Here is an 18,762-nt window from a genome sequence, read left to right on the forward strand (position 1 = left end):
TGTGCCCGGATGTGCGGGGAAGTGGGAGAAGCCGATGGCGGCGAGCGAGATTGTCCTGCGGGATGTCATCAACATCAAGGAAGACGTCCACGCGGGTGACTTCAAGGTCGAGCTGTCGGGCGGCTTCACCGAGACAGCGGCCCGGGTCGATGAGTACGTCGTCACCGACCAGCTGCAGAAGGCGTTCCGGGATGCGTTGGGCATCGTGCGGGGCGCGGTGCGTGGAGGTAACTCGTACGCCGCCTACCTGCACGGATCCTTCGGCGCCGGTAAGAGCCACTTCCTGACCGTGCTCCACGCGATCCTCAACAACGACCCGGCCGCCCGGTCCAAGCCACGCCTGCAGGAGGTCATCGCCGAGCACGACGACTGGCTGCGCGGCAAGCGGTTCCTCATGGCGCCGTACCACCTCGTCGGCGCGGCCAATCTCGACTCCGCGCTGCTCGGCGGCTACGTGGACGCCGTGCGCCGCCTCCACCCCGATGCGCCCACCCCGGCCGTCTACCGCTCCGACTCGATGCTCGCCGACGCCGCCCGCCTGCGCGCCAGCATCGGCGACGACGCCTTCATCAAGCTGCTGCCCGCTGTCGAAGGCGCTGCTTCGGCCGCCACAGACGAGGACGAAGAGCTGGAGGTGATCGGCGCCGGCGGCTCCTGGTCGCCCGCGGAACTCGACCGTGCTTTTGCCGCGCCCGCCAGGGACGCCCAGCGCGACCAGCTGGTGTCAGCCCTGCTCACCGGCCCTATGGCCTCCTACGCGCAGGGCGCGCGCGGCGACGCGCACGCGTTCGTACCGCTGGAGAACGGCCTGGCGATCATCTCTCAGCATGCGAAGTCGCTCGGCTACGACGGCATCGTGCTCTTCCTCGACGAGCTGATCCTCTGGCTTCAGGCTCACATGTCGCAGCGGGAGTTCGTGAACTCCGAGATCGGCAAGCTCGTCAAGCTGATCGAGTCCGGCGACAGCGACCGGCCCGTGCCGATCGTCTCGTTCATCTCACGCCAGCGCGACCTGTCCCAGTTGGTCGGCGCAGATGTGATGGGCGCGGACGTGAAGAACATGGAGCAGCAGGTCCACTACCTGGCCGAGCGCTTCGACACCGTCAACCTGGAGGACCGCAACCTCCCGGAGATCATCAAGCAGCGCGTGCTCAGGCCGAAGCCCGGCCAGGAACATGTCCTCGCCGGCGCCTTCTCCGATCTGGAGTCCACGAACGCGCAGGTCAAGGACGTACTGCTGGATGCCAACGGGGCCACGCACGCGGACTGGGCGGACTTCAAGGCCGTCTATCCGCTCTCGCCCGCCCTGCTCAACGTCCTCGTCGCCCTCTCCGGCGCGCTCCAGCGTGAGCGGACCGGTCTCAAGCTCGTCCAGCAGCTTCTGGAGCGGTCCGCAGGCGCCCCGCTGGGCAAGCTGATCCCGCTCGGCGACCTGTGGGACGTACTGGCGGACAGCACGGGCGCGGCCTTCACCGACCGGCTCCGCAGCGAGGCCGAAGCGGCCCAGCGCTTCCACGCCAAGGCGCGCGCGCATCTGCTGGAGAAGTACGGCTCCGAGGACAACGAAAAGTTCATCGCCGACGACCGCTTCGTCAAGACGCTGCTGCTGGCCGCCCTCGCCCCGGACGTCCCGGCGCTGAAGCGGCTCACCGGCACGCGCCTCGCCGCCCTCAACCACGGCTCTGTGCGTTCGCGCACCGTGCAGGCGGGATCCCTGGTCGTCACCCGGATGCGGGAGCTCCAGGCCGAATTTGGTGAGATCCGCTCCGACGGCGAGCAGGACCCGGTGTTCACGCTGCACCTGTCCGACCTGGACATCGAGCCGCTGCTCGATGCCGTCGCCGAGGAGGACCGCCCCGGCGCCCGCCGGATCTGGGTTCGCGACCAACTGTGGAAGGCCCTCGGGCTCAACGACAACGGGGCTTTCGTCGTCGAGCGCGAGATCGTCTGGCGCGGCACCCGGCGCACCGCCGAGTTCGTCTTCGAGAACGTACGCGACCGGGCCCAGCTGCCCGACGAACAGTTCACGCCGAGCGCCGAAGGCCGGATCCGGTTCATCCTCGACTACCCCTTCGACGACGGCGAGCACTTCCCCAGCGACGACTTCAACCGCGTCGAAGGGCTGCGCCGCGACGGGCTGGAGCAGCCCACCCTGGTCTGGCTGCCGTCGTTCTTCTCCGATCAGAAGAAGGCACAGCTCGGCCGCCTCATCAAGATCAACTATCTGATGGAGCGGGACCGGCTCGACGACTACGCCGGCCACCTCGGCTCCGACGACCGCGCTCGCATCCGCCACCAGCTCGCCGCCACCCGGGACAACCTCACCTCGACGCTCACCGCCACCCTCGGCCAGCTCTACGGCATCGCCGGAGTGGACGAGGGCAGCGTCTCCGTCGAGGTCACCGAGGGACAGCACCTGCTCTCGCTGTTCCCCGCGTACGCGCATCCCCAGCCGTTGGGAGGCAAGCCCTTCCAGGACAATCTGCTGCACCTGGCCGACGGCATGTTCGGCGCGCTCTACCCCAAGCACCCCGACTTCGACCGACAGCGGGACCGCAAGGCCCTCACCCCCGCCGAACTGAAGATCGCCCTCACCTGGATCGGGCGGGCGATGGACGACGGCCGACGGGTCGAGGTCGACAGCCACCAGATCAAGACCGTCAAGAAGATCGTCGAGCCGCTCGAGCTGGGCCAGGTCCACGACGGCCCGCTGGTGCTGCGCAACGACTGGCGCACCCGCATCGACCAGGCGGCCGCGCAGCACAAGGCCGGTCCGGATCTCGCAGTCGAGGACATCCGCGAGTGGATCTCCAAGGACCTCGGCTGGACCGGTCTCGACAAGAACGTTTCCAGTCTCGTCATCGCCACGTACGCGCTCCTCGGCGACCGGGCGTGGGTGTACCACGGCAACTCCGACACCCCGACCCCCGAACTGTCCGCCATCGGAGCGGGCTACGCGCTGCGCGCCCAGGAACTTCCGAGCGAGGAGGAGTACGCCGCGGCCCGCGCACGAGCCGCGAGGATCTTCGGCATCGGGGTGCAGCCGTCGCTGTTCGCGCGGAACGTCAACAAGCTGCACTCCGGGGTCCGCGCCGCTGTCGTGAAGTACGAAGCGGCAGTCAGCGGTCTGCGCAAGTCGCTGGACAAGCACGCGGTCTCCCTGGGCATCGCCGACGGCCCGACCGACCGCGCCACTTCGCTGCGTGACGCGGCCGACCTTCTGGCCCGCCTGGACCGGCAGCACGACGCCACCGGCCTGGTCCGTGAGCTCTCCGCCGTCTCGTACGCGACGACCGACCAGGAGCTCGCCACTGCCATCACGGCTGCCCCCGAGGTGCTCTCCGCACTCGACCGTGCGGACTGGTCGCTCCTCCACAGTGTGCGCGGCTTCGTGGGCCGGCCTGACGGCGTCGGCGACAGGTCCGAGCGGCTCATCACGCGGATCACTGACGCCGCGCGAGCCGGTGAGTTCGAGAAGTCGCTCGTCCCCGTCCTCACCGACCTGCGCGAGCAGGCGATCGCGATCGTCAACGACGCGGCACGACTGGCCCAGATTCCCGACCCGACGGTTCCTCCGAAGCCCGCGGACCCCCGCGTGCCCTTCCAGCCGCACGAGTACGAGAAGCCGACGGAGCAGCCGACCGCCGATGACGTGCGGCTGACCAACCACGGCAACCCGTCCGTCCCGTCCGCACGCCGTCTTCTCGTACATCTCGAACCGACGCAGGCCGAGGCCGTACTCGCCAAGGAGATCGATACCCTGCGCGACGAGATCCGCGCCTACTCCGAGGCTCACCCCGGCGCGACCGTTGAGATCAGCTGGCATGCCGTCCCCACGACCCCGGAGTCCTCGACGGACGGTGGGAGCGCCTGATGCCCATCCGACCCGTGGTGGGCCGCCGGATCATTGAAGCCCTGCTCGAGACCGAGCTGGCGCGCGGCAGCGACCGGCGGCTCATCCTCGTCAACGCGCGCTACGAATCCGCCGGGACGGAAGACGAGTTCATCGCGAAGATCGGCGGACGGCAGCGCCGGGTCCAGATCACCGACCAGGACTCGGTGCTCGGTATCACCGATGCCTGGGCTCGACTCGCGGACCGGTACGAGGAAGGGCTGGTCGTCGTCACCAGCGGCGTCCCCACGGATCAACTGGGCTGGGACGTCAAAGCACACGCCGTACGCCGTCACACGCTCACCGTCGACCGAGCCGAGATCGTCAAGCAGCTCTTCGGCGCGACCGACCTCGACCCCCGCCTGTACGAGGCGGGGTGGCTGCTCGACGCGCTGCTGGAGGCCGAACCTCATGACGGATGGCCGCGGGCCGGAGCCGTCCTCACCCTCGACACGGCCACCCGGTCACTCGTCGCCGCCCGCCTCGGTCTGGGTGACCCGGCGGCGGACTCCTCCGACCTCGACACGGACACCTTGCTGGCCTGGTCGGGAACGACGGCAGGGCCCATCCTCTTCAGCGAGCTGGCAGTCGCCGAACGTACGGGCATCGCGGACTGGCTGACGCGCTCCGTCGGCCCCGCCGTGCCGACGCTGCTGTCGCTCGTCGCAGACGGGCGGGGCCGGGACGCGATGCCGCTGGGGGCACTCGCCTCCGCCGTGCGCGCCCCCGGAGCCTCCGACGCGGCGACGTTCGCCCTCGGCTCGCTCTTCGGCAGCGCCCTGAAATCCTTCGACGACCTCGCGCCGTTCAGCAATGCGGTCACGGGCGTCCTGGCCCGGTGGATCACCGAGGCCGAAGGAACCGGCCCGCACCGGACGGACGCCCGCGAGCGAGTCTTCACGGTACTGGACCAGGCGGATACCTTGGCGCACCAGGCGGGGCTGGGCGGAGCACTGGGCGAGGACCGGCTGCTGCCTTCCGGCTTCAAGGCCAGGCTGCGCGGCCTCGCCGTTGCGCTGGCGCGCTCACCCGGTGAAGCGGAATCCGCGCTGGAGCGCCTTGAAGAACATCAGCTGTCCGGGCTCTACGAGGAGAGCACCGCGGCGGCTCGCATGGCCGTGCGCATGGCACGCTGGCTTGCAGGTCCCGCGCCGTGGGTGGAGTCGGTCCCCCAAGCGGTGAGCGAGCAGTTCGCGTCCTGGGGCTGGGCAGACCGGGCGCTGGCCGTACTGGCAGAGGGCGACCCGGAGCGCGACCCCGTGCTGGGGCAGGCGTACCACCGACTGATAGGAGCCGTCCAGGACCGCAGGGCGAAGATCGACGAGCAGTTCGGAGCGCGGCTTGCAGCGTGGACGGAGTTCGCACGGCAGCCAGAGGCACCGGGCGGGGCGCTGCTCATCGAAGACGTCCTCGGCCGCGTTGCGGCGCCCCTGGCCCTCGAAGATTCCCGGCCGCTGATCCTCGTACTCGACGGGATGAGCACCTCGGTCGCCGTGCAACTGGGAGCCGAGCTTGACCGGCGGGTCTGGACGGAGATCGTCCCGAAGCCGGAGGAGGGACGCAGCCCCGCCCGGCAAGCCGCCGTCGCCATGCTGCCGACCATCACCTCCGTCAGCCGGGCCTCCCTGCTCAGCGGAGCCCCGACCCGGGGCGGCCAGTCGGCCGAAGACACCGGATTCGCCGCCTTCTGGAAGAAGCGGCACCGAACCGCGATCTTGTTCCACAAGGGCGAATTCGAGGGCGAGGCCGGACACAGGCTCGCCCCCATGCTGTTGGAGGCCCTGGCCTCGGACGCGGTGGTGGGCGTCGTGCTCAACACCATCGACGAAGCCCTCGACCACGGCCAGCAGGGCGCGCGTACGAACTGGCACCTCAAGGACGTCAGCAAGTTGCCCGACCTCCTCAATGCTGCCCGTGACTACGGCCGTCCCGTCCTGCTTGTTTCCGATCATGGCCACGTCATCGACCGCACGCCGGCCGGCCAAGGGCCCGTGACCGCCCCCGGCGCACAGTCCGCCCGCTGGCGCAAGGGCAGCGCGGCCGACGGAGAGGTCGTGCTCACCGGACCCCGCGTCCTGGAGGGTGGCGGCACGATCACCGCCCCGTGGCGGGAGGACATCCGCTATACCCCGCGCAAGGCCGGGTATCACGGTGGAGCCGCACTCGCCGAGGTGGCCGTCCCGGTCATCGCCTTGGTGCCGTCGGCAGAGCTCATCCCGAGTGGCTGGACGATCCTGCCGGGGGAGCGCATCGCTCCCGACTGGTGGCGTTCTGCCTCGACCAGGGCGGGCATCGAGTCCGAGGCCGAGCAATCGAGCACGAAGAAGCGCGGAAAGACCACCCCGACCCAGGAGGGCGAAGCACTCTTCGCGCGACGGGAGGTCGTCAAGGGGCCCGACACGCTCGGCGGGAAGGCCGTCGCCACCGCCCAGTTCAAGGCACAGCGCGAGTTCGTCCGGCACGCACCCACAGACAAGGCGGTTGCCGCCGTCATCGATGCGCTGGCGGACGCCGGCGGCAAGCTGTCGCCGGGTGCGGTCGCGGCCGCGGCCCAGGCAGCCACGGGCAAGTCGCAGCGCAACCCCGAGCGGTTCGTGACCGTGCTGCAGCGGCTGCTCAACATCGACGGTTACGCGGTCGTCAGCCTCATCGAGGCCGGCCGGACCGTGGAGCTCAACAAGACGCTGCTCGAGCAGCAGTTCTTCGGGACGGGACAGCGATGACGCATCCGCACGAGGTCAGCGCGGCCCGACGCCGGGACGTGGTCGACGCGCTTCGCCGCGGCACCGTACCCCAGGCGGGGCTTGACCTCTTCGCTGTCGGCCTGGACCGGTTCACTGCTGCCCTCGACGACGATCTGGCCACCGCCGCACGAGGAGGGGCCGCCTTCCATGCGATCCGAGGTGAGTACGGCTCCGGCAAGACGTTCTTCGCACGCTGGCTCGCTGAGCGCGCCAAGCGGGCAGGTCTGGCGGCCAGCGAGGTCCAGATCTCGGAGACGGAAACCCCGCTGCACCGGCTGGAGACCATCTACCGCAGGCTCACCGAGCGATTGACCACCGCTACGCATCAGCCGAGCGCGCTGCGCGCGGTCATCGACTCGTGGTTCTACACCCTGGAGGAGGAGCTCCTTGCCGAGGGCAAGATCGACGAGGATGACGAAGAGGCCTTGGCGCAGGGCGTGGATGAACTCATGGAGCTGCGGCTCGCGGACGTGGCCCGCACGACGCCGGCCTTCTCCGCCGCACTGCGCGGCTACCGGCAAGCCGTCTCGGCCGGCGACGGAGCCACCGCCGAGGCCTTGATCGCCTGGCTCGGCGGACAGAAGTCGGTGGCGGCCTCCGCCAGGCGCGCAGCGGGCGTGCGAGGCGACCTCGACCACTTCGCGGCCCTGGGCTTTCTCCAGGGCCTGCTGACCGTCCTGCGCGACTGCGGCCACCCCGGCCTGCTCCTCGTCCTGGACGAGGTCGAGACACTGCAGCGGGTGCGGGGGGACGTTCGGGAGAAGAGCCTCAATGCGTTGCGGCAGCTCCTCGACGAGATCGACGCCGGACGCTTCCCCGGGCTGTTCCTCGTCATCACGGGCACCCCGGCCTTCTACGACGGGCAGCAAGGCGTCCAGCGACTTCCCCCGCTGGCCCAGCGGCTCGCCACCGACTTCACCACCGACCCGCGATTCGACTCCCCGAGGGCGGTACAGCTGCGGCTACCCGGCTTCGACCTGGCGGGGCTGGGTGAACTCGGACGCAACGTCAGAGAGGTGTACGCGGGCGTGGCCCGCCACCCCGAACGAGTTTCCGAACGGGCGGACGATGCCTACCTCGCCGAGCTCGCCACAGCCGTCACGGGCGGTCTCGGCGGCAAGGTGGGTGTCGCTCCCAGGATCTACCTGCGCAAACTCGTGGCCGACGTACTGGACCGGGTCGACGAGCACGAGGACTTCGACCCCCGCCGCCACTACGCACTCACCGTCGCCGGCCCGGAGCTGAACGAGGTGGAACGCAACGCGGCAGCAGGCACCGCGGACGACATCGAGCTGGAGCTGCCGTGAGCGTGGTCGACGACCTTGACCCGGTGCTGACACACCACATCGTCAACAGCCTCGGGTGGAAAGGGCTCCGGCCACTCCAGGAATCGTCCATCGAGCCCCTCATGGCGGGCGAGGACGTAGTCCTCCTCGCACCGACAGCCGGCGGCAAGACGGAGGCCGCTGCCTTCCCCCTGTTGTCCCGGATGACGGCACAAGGCTGGAAGGGCACGTCCGTCCTCTACGTCTGCCCGCTGAAGGCCCTGCTCAACAATCTCCTGCCCCGTCTCGAGACGTACACGGGTTGGGTCGGTCGCACCGCGGCCCTCTGGCACGGGGACGTGACCACCGGCCGCCGCCGGCGCATTCTCTCCGAACGACCGGATGTCCTGCTGACCACCCCGGAATCCCTGGAGGCGATGCTGGTCAGCGCCAACGTCGACCACAAGGGCTTCTTCGCCGGGCTGCAGGCCATCGTGGTCGACGAAGTCCACGCCTTCGCCGGGGACGACCGGGGATGGCATCTGCTGGCCGTGCTGGAGCGCCTCCAGCGCGTCGTGGGACGCCCTGTCCAGCGGGTCGGGCTCTCGGCGACCGTCGGCAACCCGGAAAAGCTTCTGCACTGGCTCCAAGGCTCCGCGGCAGGCACGCGGCCCGCCCGCGTCGTCGCCCCCCATCTCGCCGACCCGGTCCCTGCCGGCCCGCCCCCCGGCGACGTCCAACTGGATTACGTGGGTTCTCTCGACAACGCGGCCACTGTCATCGCAGCCCTCCACCGGGGCGAGAAACGCCTGGTGTTCTGCGAAGCCCGGCGTACGGTCGAAGAGCTGGGCGAGAAACTTCGACTGCGCGGCGTGACGACCTTCCTCTCCCACGCATCCCTGTCCTTGGACGAACGCCGTCGTGCCGAGGAGGCGTTCGCTGAGGCGCGCGATTGCGTCATCGTCTCGACCAGCACGCTGGAACTCGGCATCGACGTGGGCGACCTCGACCGGGTCATCCAGATCGATGCCCCGGCCTCGGTCGCCTCGTTCCTCCAGCGACTCGGACGCACCGGACGGCGGGCCGGCACCACGCGTAACTGCCTCTTCCTCGCCCTGAGCGAAGAAGGTCTGCTGGCAGCGGCCGCACTGCTCCTGCAGTGGTCCCGGGGCTGGGTCGAACCCGTCATCGCCCCGCCCGAGCCGCGCCACATCGTTGCCCAGCAGCTCCTCGCGCTCTGCCTGCAGGAACACCGCGTCGGCGATCGGGTCTGGCAGCAATGGTGGAACGGCCTGGGCCCGTTCGGCAGCGGGGCGGAGCCGATCGTGCGCCATCTGGTCGACAACGGCTACCTCGATCAGGACGGCGGCATGTTGTTCATCGGTCCGGAGGCGGAACGTCGCTTTGGCCACCGGCACTTCATGAACCTCACCGCCGTCTTCACCGCCCCTCCGGAGTTCACCGTTCTCAACGGCCGCAATGAGATCGGCAGGACCGATCCCGACCTGCTGACCGAGGAGATCCAGGGGCCGCGCAAGCTGCTGCTGGCAGGGCGCAGCTGGCTCGTGACGTACATCGACTGGAGCCGCAAGCGCTGTTTCGTCGAGCCCGCTGATGGAGGCGGTAGGGCGAAATGGAGCGGCTCGGGCTTCCTGCGGGTCGCGTCCTTCGAGCTCACCAGGGCGATGCGGGACGTCTTGCTCGGTACGGACCCCGACGTCGCCTTCACGAAGCGCGCGGTCGCCGCACTCGCAGAGGCCCGGGAGCGCTACCTGGAGTACGTACACCCAGGCGGCACACTGATCAGTCGCCGAGGCGAAGGGGATGTCCGTTGGTGGACGTGGGCGGGCCACCGCACCAACGCGACGCTCGCGTCGACACTCTCGTCGGTGACTGCACCGGGCCAGCGCGTGACCGACCAGTGGATCCGGCTCCGTGAGGACATCACCGCTCAGCAGTGGCGGTCTGCGGCGATGGAAGGCGGCGTCATGCTGTGCCTGCCGGAGGTCAGCGAGCGTGCCGTGAGGGGCCTGAAATTCTCAGAGGCACTGCCGCAGCGCCTTGCTCAGGCCACGCTCGCGGCACGGCTGGCCGACGAGGATGGCGCGCGCAGGCTGCTCGGCGAGTCTGTCAGGTTCGTTGTCCAGGCCTGAGCACGACGTTTCCGGTCTTGAAAAACAGAGCAAGCCGTGACCTGATGGTCACGGCTTGCTCCAGCCTTTCGGCCAAGTGTCCGAGGGGGGACTTGAACCCCCACGCCCGATAAAGGGCACTAGCACCTCAAGCTAGCGCGTCTGCCATTCCGCCACCCGGACAAGGTGTCTGTCTCGCGTCCCTCGCGGGCCGTTCCGACGTGGAAAACATTACCAAACATTCCGGGGTCCTCGATCACACCCCCCGGTGGCCGGGGATCTCCCTTGGGGAGAGCGGCCCGGGGCGGGAGGATGGGGGCAGTCCGGTACCGATCAGTGGGAGGAAGCAGCGTGAGCGAGTCGAACGCGGGCAGGACCGTCTCGGGCGAGGACGAGGTCGTCGACCTCTGCCGGGACCTCATCCGGATCGACACCAGCAACTACGGGGACCACTCCGGCCCCGGCGAGCGCAAGGCGGCCGAGTGGGTCGCGGAGAAGCTCGCCGAGGTCGGCCTGGAGCCGCAGATCTTCGAATCGCACAAGGGGCGCGCCTCCACGGTCGCGCGGATCGAGGGCGAGGACCCCTCCCGCCCGGCCCTGCTGATCCACGGGCACACCGACGTGGTTCCGGCCAACGCGGCCGACTGGACGTACGACCCCTTCGCCGGCGAGATCGCCGACGGGTGCGTGTGGGGCCGCGGCGCCGTCGACATGAAGGACATGGACGCGATGACGCTGGCCGTCGTCCGCGACCGCATGCGCAGCGGGCGCAAGCCCCCGCGCGACATCGTGCTGGCCTTCCTCGCCGACGAGGAGGCCGGCGGCATCTACGGGGCCCGGCACCTCGTCGACAAGCACCCGGGGCTCTTCGAGGGGGTCACCGAGGCGATCGGCGAGGTCGGCGGCTTCTCCTTCACCGTGAACGAGAACCTGCGGCTGTACCTGGTGGAGACCGCCCAGAAGGGCATGCACTGGATGCGGCTCACGGTGGAGGGCACCGCGGGCCACGGCTCCATGACCAACACCGACAACGCGATCACGGAGCTCTGCGAGGCCGTGGGGCGGCTCGGCCGCCACCAGTGGCCGGTGCGCGTGACCAAGACCGTACGGAGCTTCCTGGACGAGCTCTCGGACGCGCTCGGGACCCCGCTGGACCCGGACGACATGGACGCCACGCTCGCCAAGCTCGGCGGCATCGCCAAGATGGTCGGCGCGACCCTGCGCAACTCGGCGGCCCCGACGATGCTCGGCGCCGGCTACAAGGTCAACGTCATCCCCGGCCAGGCCACCGCGCACGTCGACGGCCGCTTCCTGCCGGGCTACGAGGACGAGTTCTTCGCGGACCTCGACCGGATCCTCGGCCCGCGCGTGAAGCGGGAGGACGTGCACGGGGACAAGGCCCTGGAGACGGACTTCGACGGCCGGCTCGTGGACGCCATGCAGGGCGCCCTGCGGGCCGAGGACCCGATCGCGCGCGCGGTCCCGTACATGCTCTCCGGCGGGACGGACGCGAAGTCCTTCGACGACCTCGGCATCCGCTGCTTCGGCTTCGCGCCGCTGCAGCTGCCGCCGGAGCTGGACTTCGCCGGGATGTTCCACGGGGTCGACGAGCGGGTGCCGGTGGACGGCCTGAAGTTCGGCGTTCGGGTGCTCGACCGATTCATCGACAACGCGTAACGGCGAAGATTCGGGAAGGTGTGCGGATTCCACTGAGAAGAGTGAATGCGCTCATACGCTCGTAGCCCCGGTGATCCCTCCTCGTTACAGGTGTTGCGGTCCGCGGCTGGGACCGCATTGCCTACTAGGAGGAACAATGATCAAGAAGGTTGTCGCCGCTGCGGCTGCCACCGGTGCTGTGGTTCTCGCGGGTGCGGGCCTGGCCCACGCCGATGCCGGTGCCCAGGGCGCGGCCGTCGGTTCGCCCGGTGTCCTGTCCGGCAACGTGCTCCAGGTTCCCGTCCACGTTCCCGTGAACGTGTGCGGCAACACGGTGAACGTCATCGGCCTGCTGAACCCGGCCTTCGGCAACACCTGCGTCAACGCCTGACGCGTCTGAAGTCTTGGGCCCCGGAGCGCATTCCAGCGCTCCGGGGCCACCGGGCTTTCGGGCCCCGAATTTCTTCTCAACTTCGGCGCGACAGGCAGGGGAGCCTGGCCGAAACACACGCAGGAGGGGACGAGTACAGATGCGACGACGACCGGCACAGGCCACCAGGAAGACCCTGATCACCATGGCTGCCGCGGGAGGTGTCCTCGCCATGGGCGGGGGGTACGCGCACGCGGACTCCGGCGCCTCCGGGCATGCCGCGAACTCGCCGGGCGTGCTGTCCGGGAACAACGTGCAGGCGCCGGTGGACGCACCGGTGAACGTCTGCGGCAACACCATCTCCGTGATCGGCCTGCTCAACCCGGCCTTCGGGAACCACTGTTCCAACGACTCGGGCCACGGCGGCAAGCCGGGCCCGGGCGGGCCGCAGGAGCCGCCGTGCGACGACCACGGACCCGGTGGCCACCCGGGCACCCCGGAGCACCCGGGCAACCCCGGAAACCCGGGCACACCCGGCGGTCACCACCCGGGTCAGCCCGGAAACCCGGGCACTCCGGGTCAGCCCGGAAACCCGGGCACTCCGGGTCAGCCGGGGAACCCCGGCACTCCGGGCCAGCCCGGAAGCCCCGGCACTTCGGGTACCCCCGGCGGTCAGCTCCCGGGCGGCCCGGGCACTGGGGGGCAGCCGGGTGCGCCCGGCGCCGGCACTCCCGTCGGCGATGCCGCGCCAGGGGGTTCCGCAAGCCCCGCCACACTCCCGGGGACGGGACTGGCGGCGACCGGCACCGGTGACGTCCTCACCGCCGGACTCCCGCTCGCGGGCGGCCTGTTGCTGGCCGGCAGCGTGCTCTACCGGCGGGCCCGCAACGCCGCCTGACGCACGATCAGGACGCGGGCCCCGACCCCGGGGCCCGCGTCTCGCCGTGTCACCAGGTCGCGCGGACCTGGCGGATGATCCGGCGGCGCAGTCGCACGCGGCGGCTGCCGTCCCGGTGCAGCGTCAGCCGGTCGAGCTCCCAGTTCCCGTACTCGGCGTGGTCGGTCAGCAGGCGGGTCGCCTCTTTGCGGGGGACCCCGCGAGGCACGTACACGTCGACAAATTCGTATTCCGGCATCGCTATCTATTGTGCGGGCAGAGCCCTGCTACGGATAGCGTCTCCTCTATGTCTGATGCCGCTCTGCCCACTGTTGCCGAGGTACGTGCCGCCGCCGAGGCGGTAAAGGCCGCCCTCGACCGTCACCTCGCCGCGGTCGAGCGCAGGACCGGGGACGAGGACCCCGCCGTCTACGCCGCGTTCAACGAACTCGCCGCCGCCGCCGAGGAGTACGACGAACTCCTCTACGACCGCTACGACGAGGTCACCCCCTTCGAGATCCCCACCCCCGAGGACGGGGTCCCGTACAGCGGTCCCGCCGAGCCCGCCGCCTTCAGCGTGCTCATCCGCCGTGACTACGCCGTCGTCGAACCGCCGAGGCTGATCGCGCAGGCCGAGCGGGTCGCCGCGCACGACCGCGACGCCGAACTCGTCCACGGCGGCACCGCCGGCGCGCTGGGCGTGCTCTTCGGGGAGTACGAGCCCGACGAGATCGCCTCCCGCTACAAGGAGTTCGGGCTCGAGGAGGGCGACTCCACGCTCTGGATCGCGGCCTCCGAGGAGATGGCGGAGCCGGGGGAGTGGCTGGCCTCGCCGTTCGGGCACACCGACGCGGAGGACGTCCTGCACCGGTTCGACGTCAGCTCCGTCTTCGACGAGGAACTCGACGAGTTCGACGAGGACGAGGAGCCGGGGCTGACCCCGGCCTGATCACTGCCGGACCGGCGCTCGGTACCCGCTCGACCCCGGCTCGGTCCGTACCGGAGGCCGTGGCGCCCGGCCCCTCGGAGGGCGGGCGCCACGGCCTCCGGCCGTTCCGGCTACTCGGGCTGCTGCGCCGCGGCCGCCGCGAGGGCCGCCAGCAGGCCCGTCAGACGCGTCGTACGCGGCTTCGGCAGCACCTCCGCGACCGCGCGCGGCAGCGCCTGGTCCACGCCGTGCACCACGGACAGGTGCCGCTCCGCACGCCCGAACGCCGTGTAGACCCAGTCCCGCGACAGCGCCTGCGCCGCATCACCCGGAAGCACGACGACCACCGCGGGCCAGCGCGCCCCCACGGCCTGGTGCGCCGTCACCGCCCAGCCGTGCCGCACCTGCGACTCGACGAGCTCCTTCGGTACGACGACACGCGCGCCCGCCCGCTCCAGGTGCAGGCCCGCCGCGTCCGCCGAGACCACCCGGGCCGGCAGGGCCCGCCCGGGCGAGGGCACGTGGACGACGCGGTCGCCCGGGTCGAAGCCGCCGAACCGGCCGGGCCCCGGGTTCAGCCGCTCCTTCAGCGCCGCGTTCAGCGCCCGGGTCCCCGCGGAGCCGCCGTGGCCCGGGGTGATCACCTGCACGCTGTCGGCCGGGATCCCGAACGCCCGCGGCACGGACTCGGCCACCAGCTGCACGGCGCGGTGCACGGCCTCCCCGGCGTCGCGCACCGGGACGATGACGACCTCCTTGCCGGGGGCGTCGACCTGGGCCAGCTCGCCGATGCCGATCCCGGAGACGAGCTCGCCGACGGGACCCGGGTCGGGCATGCGGGAGACCACCTGGGGGCAGAACCGGGCCGCCAGCAGATCGGCGAACACCCGCCCGGCCCCCGCCGACCCGAGCACACCGGGATCGCCGGACAGGACCAGCCGCGCCCCGTCGGGGACGGACTCCACGAGCGCGGCCGCCGTCTCCACGTCCAGCTGCGGGGCGTCCAGGACGATCAGGAGGTCCAGCGCGAACTGCCCGTCCGCGTCCCGGCCGGGGCCCTCCTCGCCCGACAGCAGGCCGGCGACGGTGACGCCGTGCGGGGTGGGTGCGTGCGCGGCGAGGCAGGCGCGCAGACCGAGTCCGCGGGCCGCCGTCAGCAGGGCGAGGGGTTCGGCGCGGGCGGCCTCGCCGCCGGTGTGGGTGACCAGGCCGTGGCCCGCGACGGCGCGGATCAGCTCCGAGCCGGGGCCGTCGGCGCCCCAGTCGGCCGGGCCGTCGAAGGTGTTGGCCAGCCGGGCCAGGCCGTCGGCCAGGCTCTCCTCGGCCATGGCGGAGCCCTCCAGGCCCACGAGCACGCGCACGGGCTGCTCCTCGCCCTCCTGCGCGGGCGGGCCGAGGGGTTCGTGGAAGACCAGTACCGAGCCCTCGGCGATGGCCTGCTCCAGGGCCTCGGCGGGATCCGGCACCCCGTACTGGACCAGGGCCTTCTCCAGGACCGGGGCCTCCAGCGCGGTGTGTCCCTTCAGCCCGGCCTGCGCCAGCAGCCAGCCGACCAGGGAGGTGGTGCGGCGCTCGTCGGCCGGGCCGGCCTCCGAGCCCAGCAGGGCGCGGGCGAAGCCGTCGGCCTGTGCCGGGCGGACGGCGGGTACGGCCAGCAGCCGCCAGGGGTTCTCGGCGAGCTGCTCGGCGGCGCCGTCGCCGAGCGCGGTCGCCGCGGGGGCGGCCAGCGACTCCGGGGCGCCGCCGCGCGCCAGCACGGCCCGTACGGCGTCCACGTCCGCGGGGGTGGCCGCCGGTGCGGGGGCCGGCCGGTGGGGCTGCTCGGGTGCGGCCGCCGCCTTGCGCGGGGCGGGCGCGGTCGTGGCCGGAGCGTCGTCGAAGTACGCGGACCCGGCGGGGGGCTTCGCGCCGCTCTCCACCGCCCGTACGGCGGCCAGCAGGTCCGCGGCCCTCCCGCTGAGCTTCGCCCCGGCCTCCACGGGGGCGGCGCGCTCCGCCTTCCGCCGGGCGATGCGCTCGCGCTCCACCCGCTGCGCAGCCAGCTCGGCCTGCGCCTCACTCAACCCTGCCGCAGCAGCCGCCTCGCCGCCCACGGCCGCGCCGTCCGCCGCCGCGTTGCCCGCCGCCTCGCTGTCCGCGGCCTCACCGTCGGCGGCCTCACCGTCGGCGGTGCCTGCGTCCTGCGCCTCGCCGGATGCGGTGCCCGCGTCCTCGGTACCGGCACCCTCCGCGTCCGTCGGCTCGGTGTCGGCGGGGTCGGACCCTGCGGGGCTTTCCCCCACCCCGCCCCTTCCCGAAACCGGGGGCTGTGCCCCCGGACCCCCATCCCGGGCCTCCGGCCCACCGCCCCCGGCTGCGCCGTCCACTCCGGCCTCCGGCCCACCATCCCCGGCGTCGCCCTCGGCCCCGGTCTGCGGCCCGGCGGTCGCGGCTTCGTCGTGCGGCCCGGCCTCCGGCGCGCCGTCCCCGGCGTCCGTCCCGGCCTGCAGGCCGTCGTGCGTCCCGGCCTGCGGGCCGGCCCCGGTCGCGGCATCGCCGGCCCGAGGCCCTGCAGCGTCGGCGGGGTCTTCCGCGTCAGCGGGATCGGCGGGGCCGTGGCGGTCCGTGCTCACAGGGTGCTCCAGTCCTGATCGGGGTAGCGGTGCACGGGCGCTGATACGTCGTCCAGCGCCCGGCAGATCTCCTCGGGAAGGGTAAGGGTCTCCACCGACAATGCCTCCGCGAGCTGCGAAGACGTCCGCGCCCCGACGACCGGGGCAACCACCCCCGGCCGGTCGCGGACCCACGCCAGCGCCACCTGGAGCGGGGTGACGGCCAGGCCGTGGGCCGCCGTCGCGACCGCGTCCACGATCCGGCCCGCCGCATCGTCCAGGTACGGGGCCACGAAGGCGGCCAGGGACTCCGACCCGCCCCGGGAGTCCGCGGGGACGGTGCCGGAGCGGTACTTGCCCGTCAGGACACCCCGCCCGAGCGGGGAGGACGGCAGGAGGCCGACCCCCAGGTCCAGCGCCGCCGGCAGCACCTCGCGCTCCACGCCCCGCTGGAGGAGGGAGTACTCCATCTGCGTCGAGGCGAGCCGGGTGCGCACGCCCGGTAGCGCCAGCTGCCAGGTCGCCGCCTTCGCGAGCTGCCAGCCGCTGAAGTTGGAGACTCCCGCGTAGCGGGCCCGGCCGCTGCTCACCGCCAGGTCCACCGCCTGCAGGGTCTCCTCCAGCGGGGTCGCCGGGTCGAAGGCGTGGACCTGCCAGAGGTCCACGTAATCGGTGCCCAGCCGGTCCAGCGAGGCGTCGAGCGCGGCGAGCAGGTGCCCGCGCGAGCCGTCGAAGCGCCGGTCCCGGTCGGGCACGCTGCCCGCCTTCGTCGCGATCACCACGTCCCGGCGCGGGATCAGCCCGCCCACCAGCTGCCCGAGGAGGTACTCCGCCTCACCGCCGCCGTACACGTCCGCCGTGTCGACGAGCGTGCCGCCCGCGTCCCAGAACGTCTTCATCTGCTCGGCGGCGGCTTCCTCGCCGGTGTCGCGGCCCCAGGTGAGGGTGCCGAGCCCGATCCGGGAAACGCGCAGTCCGGTGCGGCCGAGATGCCTCTGCTCCATGAGGGCTGAGACTACTGGGGCGCTGACGAATGGGACCCGGGCGCGCTACAGTCCCCGCACATACACGTTACTGATCGGTAAATCGGTAAGGGGACGACTTATGCGGCTCGGCATCAATCTCGGCTACTGGGGTGCGGGCATGGACGCCGACAACCTCGCCGTCGCCCAGGAGGCCGACCGCCTCGGCTACGACGTCTGCTGGGCCGCGGAGGCCTACGGCTCGGACGCGCCGACCGTGCTGTCCTGGGTCGCGGCCCAGACCGAGCGCATCGACGTCGGCTCGGCCATCATGCAGATCCCGGCGCGCCAGCCGGCCATGACCGCCATGACCGCGGCCACCCTCGACTCCCTCACCAAGGGCCGCTTCCGCCTCGGCCTCGGCGTCTCGGGCCCGCAGGTCTCCGAGGGCTGGTACGGCGTCAAGTTCGACAAGCCCCTCGCGCGCACCCGCGAGTACGTCGAGATCGTGCGCAAGGCCATGACCCGCGAGCGCCTGAGCTACGACGGCGAGCACTGGACCCTGCCGCTGCCCGGCGGTCCCGGCAAGCCGATCAAGCTGACCGTGCACCCGGAGCGCGAGCACATCCCGCTCTACATCGCCGCGATCGGCCCGAAGAACCTGGAGCAGACCGGCGAGATCGCCGACGGCGCCCTGCTGATCTTCCCCGCCGCCGAGCACCTGGAGGAAACGGCCCTGCGCCACATCCGCGCCGGGCGCGAGAAGGCCGGACTGACCATGGACGGCTTCGACGTCTGCCCGACCGTGCCGCTGGCCCTCGGCGAGGACGTGCACGCGCTCGCCGACATGTTCCGCCCCTACACCGCCCTGTACGTCGGCGGCATGGGCAGCCGCAAGCAGAACTTCTACAACCAGCTGGCCCAGCGCATGGGCTACGAGAAGGAAGCCGCCGAGATCCAGGACAAGTACCTGGCGGGCGACAAGACCGGGGCCGCCGCGGCCGTCCCGCACTCGCTGATCGACTCGACCACGCTGCTCGGCCCGGTCGAGCGCATCGCGGACGGGATGCGGGCCTACGCGGAGGCCGGGGTCACCACCCTCACCCTCGCCCCGGCCGGCTTCACCCTGGACGAGCGGATCGCCGCCCTGCGCGCCGGCACCGAGGCCATGGAGCGGGCCGGACTCGCCTGACCCGCAACGCCTGCGGCCGTGGTGGGGGCTCGGGGGGTCTTCCCCGCCACGGCCGACACAGCCAACAACGCTCCGGGCGCCCCCCGGGTTACGCCCCCCGGGCAACGGCCTCGTTTCGTTCATTCGGACGAGCGGGGCGACCCCTCGGTTGCC

The 18,762-nt window shown here is 71.6% G+C and carries 12 protein-coding genes and 1 tRNA gene; 9 read left to right on the forward strand and 4 right to left on the reverse strand.

Annotation, left to right across the window (positions count from 1 at the left end; translation table 11 throughout):
• Positions 1-34 precede the first annotated feature (34 nt).
• Genes ACIGFK_RS30525 through ACIGFK_RS30540 form a run of 4 tightly spaced genes read left to right on the forward strand, consistent with a single transcriptional unit; the run spans position 35 to position 10,054 of the window.
• Complete coding sequence (locus ACIGFK_RS30525) at positions 35-3,874, forward strand: PglY protein (protein WP_400054430.1); 3,840 nt, start codon at positions 35-37, stop codon at positions 3,872-3,874.
• Positions 3,874-6,615, forward strand: a complete 2,742-nt coding sequence (pglZ, locus tag ACIGFK_RS30530; RefSeq protein WP_400054432.1) for a BREX-2 system phosphatase PglZ — start codon at positions 3,874-3,876, stop codon at positions 6,613-6,615. Before ACIGFK_RS30525 ends, pglZ begins: the two co-directional genes overlap by 1 nt.
• Positions 6,612-7,943, forward strand: a complete 1,332-nt coding sequence (brxD, locus tag ACIGFK_RS30535) for a BREX system ATP-binding protein BrxD (RefSeq protein WP_400054434.1) — start codon at positions 6,612-6,614, stop codon at positions 7,941-7,943. Before pglZ ends, brxD begins: the two co-directional genes overlap by 4 nt.
• Entirely contained in the window at positions 7,940-10,054 is a 2,115-nt protein-coding gene (locus tag ACIGFK_RS30540) for a DEAD/DEAH box helicase (RefSeq protein WP_400054436.1), read from the forward strand. The genes brxD and ACIGFK_RS30540 overlap by 4 nt, the downstream gene beginning before the upstream one ends.
• A 77-nt stretch (positions 10,055-10,131) precedes the next feature.
• Here ACIGFK_RS30540 and ACIGFK_RS30545 read toward each other — a convergent pair.
• Positions 10,132-10,216 (reverse strand) — tRNA-Leu (locus ACIGFK_RS30545).
• Positions 10,217-10,384: 168 nt separating this feature from the next.
• Between ACIGFK_RS30545 and ACIGFK_RS30550 the strand changes: the two genes are divergently transcribed.
• The 3 genes from ACIGFK_RS30550 (at position 10,385) to ACIGFK_RS30560 (ending at position 12,957) form a co-directional block, all read left to right on the forward strand.
• Entirely contained in the window at positions 10,385-11,710 is a 1,326-nt protein-coding gene (locus ACIGFK_RS30550; RefSeq protein WP_376661508.1) for a M20/M25/M40 family metallo-hydrolase, read from the forward strand.
• Between the two features lie 136 nt (positions 11,711-11,846).
• Positions 11,847-12,080, forward strand: coding sequence for a chaplin (locus tag ACIGFK_RS30555; protein ID WP_376661507.1), 234 nt, complete (start codon positions 11,847-11,849; stop codon positions 12,078-12,080).
• A 139-nt stretch (positions 12,081-12,219) separates the two neighbouring features.
• Positions 12,220-12,957 carry a chaplin family protein gene (locus ACIGFK_RS30560; protein ID WP_400054439.1) on the forward strand — a complete coding sequence of 246 codons (738 nt, stop codon included), beginning with the start codon at positions 12,220-12,222 and terminating at the stop codon, positions 12,955-12,957.
• A gap of 49 nt (positions 12,958-13,006) precedes the next feature.
• Here the strand turns inward: ACIGFK_RS30560 and ACIGFK_RS30565 are convergent, their stop codons facing one another.
• Positions 13,007-13,195 (reverse strand): DUF5703 family protein, encoded by a 189-nt coding sequence (locus ACIGFK_RS30565; RefSeq protein WP_031146791.1) that lies wholly within the window; start codon positions 13,193-13,195, stop codon positions 13,007-13,009.
• A 48-nt stretch (positions 13,196-13,243) separates the two neighbouring features.
• Here ACIGFK_RS30565 and ACIGFK_RS30570 point away from each other — a divergent pair, with 48 nt between their 5' ends.
• A complete protein-coding gene (locus ACIGFK_RS30570; protein ID WP_376661505.1) occupies positions 13,244-13,885 on the forward strand; it encodes a hypothetical protein in 642 nt (213 codons plus the stop codon).
• A 110-nt stretch (positions 13,886-13,995) separates the two neighbouring features.
• Here ACIGFK_RS30570 and ACIGFK_RS30575 read toward each other — a convergent pair whose 3' ends face one another.
• Together ACIGFK_RS30575 and ACIGFK_RS30580 are read right to left on the reverse strand one after the other, a co-directional pair.
• A complete protein-coding gene (locus tag ACIGFK_RS30575; RefSeq protein WP_400054441.1) occupies positions 13,996-16,146 on the reverse strand; it encodes an ATP-binding domain-containing protein in 2,151 nt (716 codons plus the stop codon).
• 326 nt (positions 16,147-16,472) lie between these two features.
• Positions 16,473-17,459: an aldo/keto reductase gene (locus tag ACIGFK_RS30580; protein ID WP_376661538.1), complete on the reverse strand. Its 987-nt coding sequence runs from the start codon at positions 17,457-17,459 to the stop codon at positions 16,473-16,475.
• A 100-nt stretch (positions 17,460-17,559) separates the two neighbouring features.
• Between ACIGFK_RS30580 and ACIGFK_RS30585 the strand changes: the two genes are divergently transcribed.
• The gene (locus ACIGFK_RS30585; RefSeq protein WP_376661539.1) at positions 17,560-18,609 is read left to right on the forward strand and encodes an LLM class F420-dependent oxidoreductase; all 1,050 of its coding nucleotides are present in this window, start codon (positions 17,560-17,562) and stop codon (positions 18,607-18,609) included.
• The last annotated feature ends 153 nt before the right edge of the window (positions 18,610-18,762 follow it).

It is taken from the genome of Streptomyces sp. NPDC085524 (assembly GCF_044541755.1).
GTDB lineage: Bacteria > Actinomycetota > Actinomycetes > Streptomycetales > Streptomycetaceae > Streptomyces.

Bases quoted from the DNA above. Each gene is read 5' to 3' on its own strand.
- ACIGFK_RS30585 (WP_376661539.1), top strand. From the start codon at position 17,560: ATGCGGCTCGGCATCAATCTCGGCTACTGGGGTGCGGGCATGGACGCC.
- ACIGFK_RS30525 (WP_400054430.1), top strand. From the start codon at position 35: ATGGCGGCGAGCGAGATTGTCCTGCGGGATGTCATCAACATCAAGGAA.
- brxD (WP_400054434.1), top strand. From the start codon at position 6,612: ATGACGCATCCGCACGAGGTCAGCGCGGCCCGACGCCGGGACGTGGTC.
- ACIGFK_RS30570 (WP_376661505.1), top strand. From the start codon at position 13,244: ATGTCTGATGCCGCTCTGCCCACTGTTGCCGAGGTACGTGCCGCCGCC.
- ACIGFK_RS30555 (WP_376661507.1), top strand. From the start codon at position 11,847: ATGATCAAGAAGGTTGTCGCCGCTGCGGCTGCCACCGGTGCTGTGGTT.
- ACIGFK_RS30580 (WP_376661538.1), bottom strand. From the start codon at position 17,459: ATGGAGCAGAGGCATCTCGGCCGCACCGGACTGCGCGTTTCCCGGATC.
- ACIGFK_RS30560 (WP_400054439.1), top strand. From the start codon at position 12,220: ATGCGACGACGACCGGCACAGGCCACCAGGAAGACCCTGATCACCATG.
- pglZ (WP_400054432.1), top strand. From the start codon at position 3,874: ATGCCCATCCGACCCGTGGTGGGCCGCCGGATCATTGAAGCCCTGCTC.
- ACIGFK_RS30565 (WP_031146791.1), bottom strand. From the start codon at position 13,195: ATGCCGGAATACGAATTTGTCGACGTGTACGTGCCTCGCGGGGTCCCC.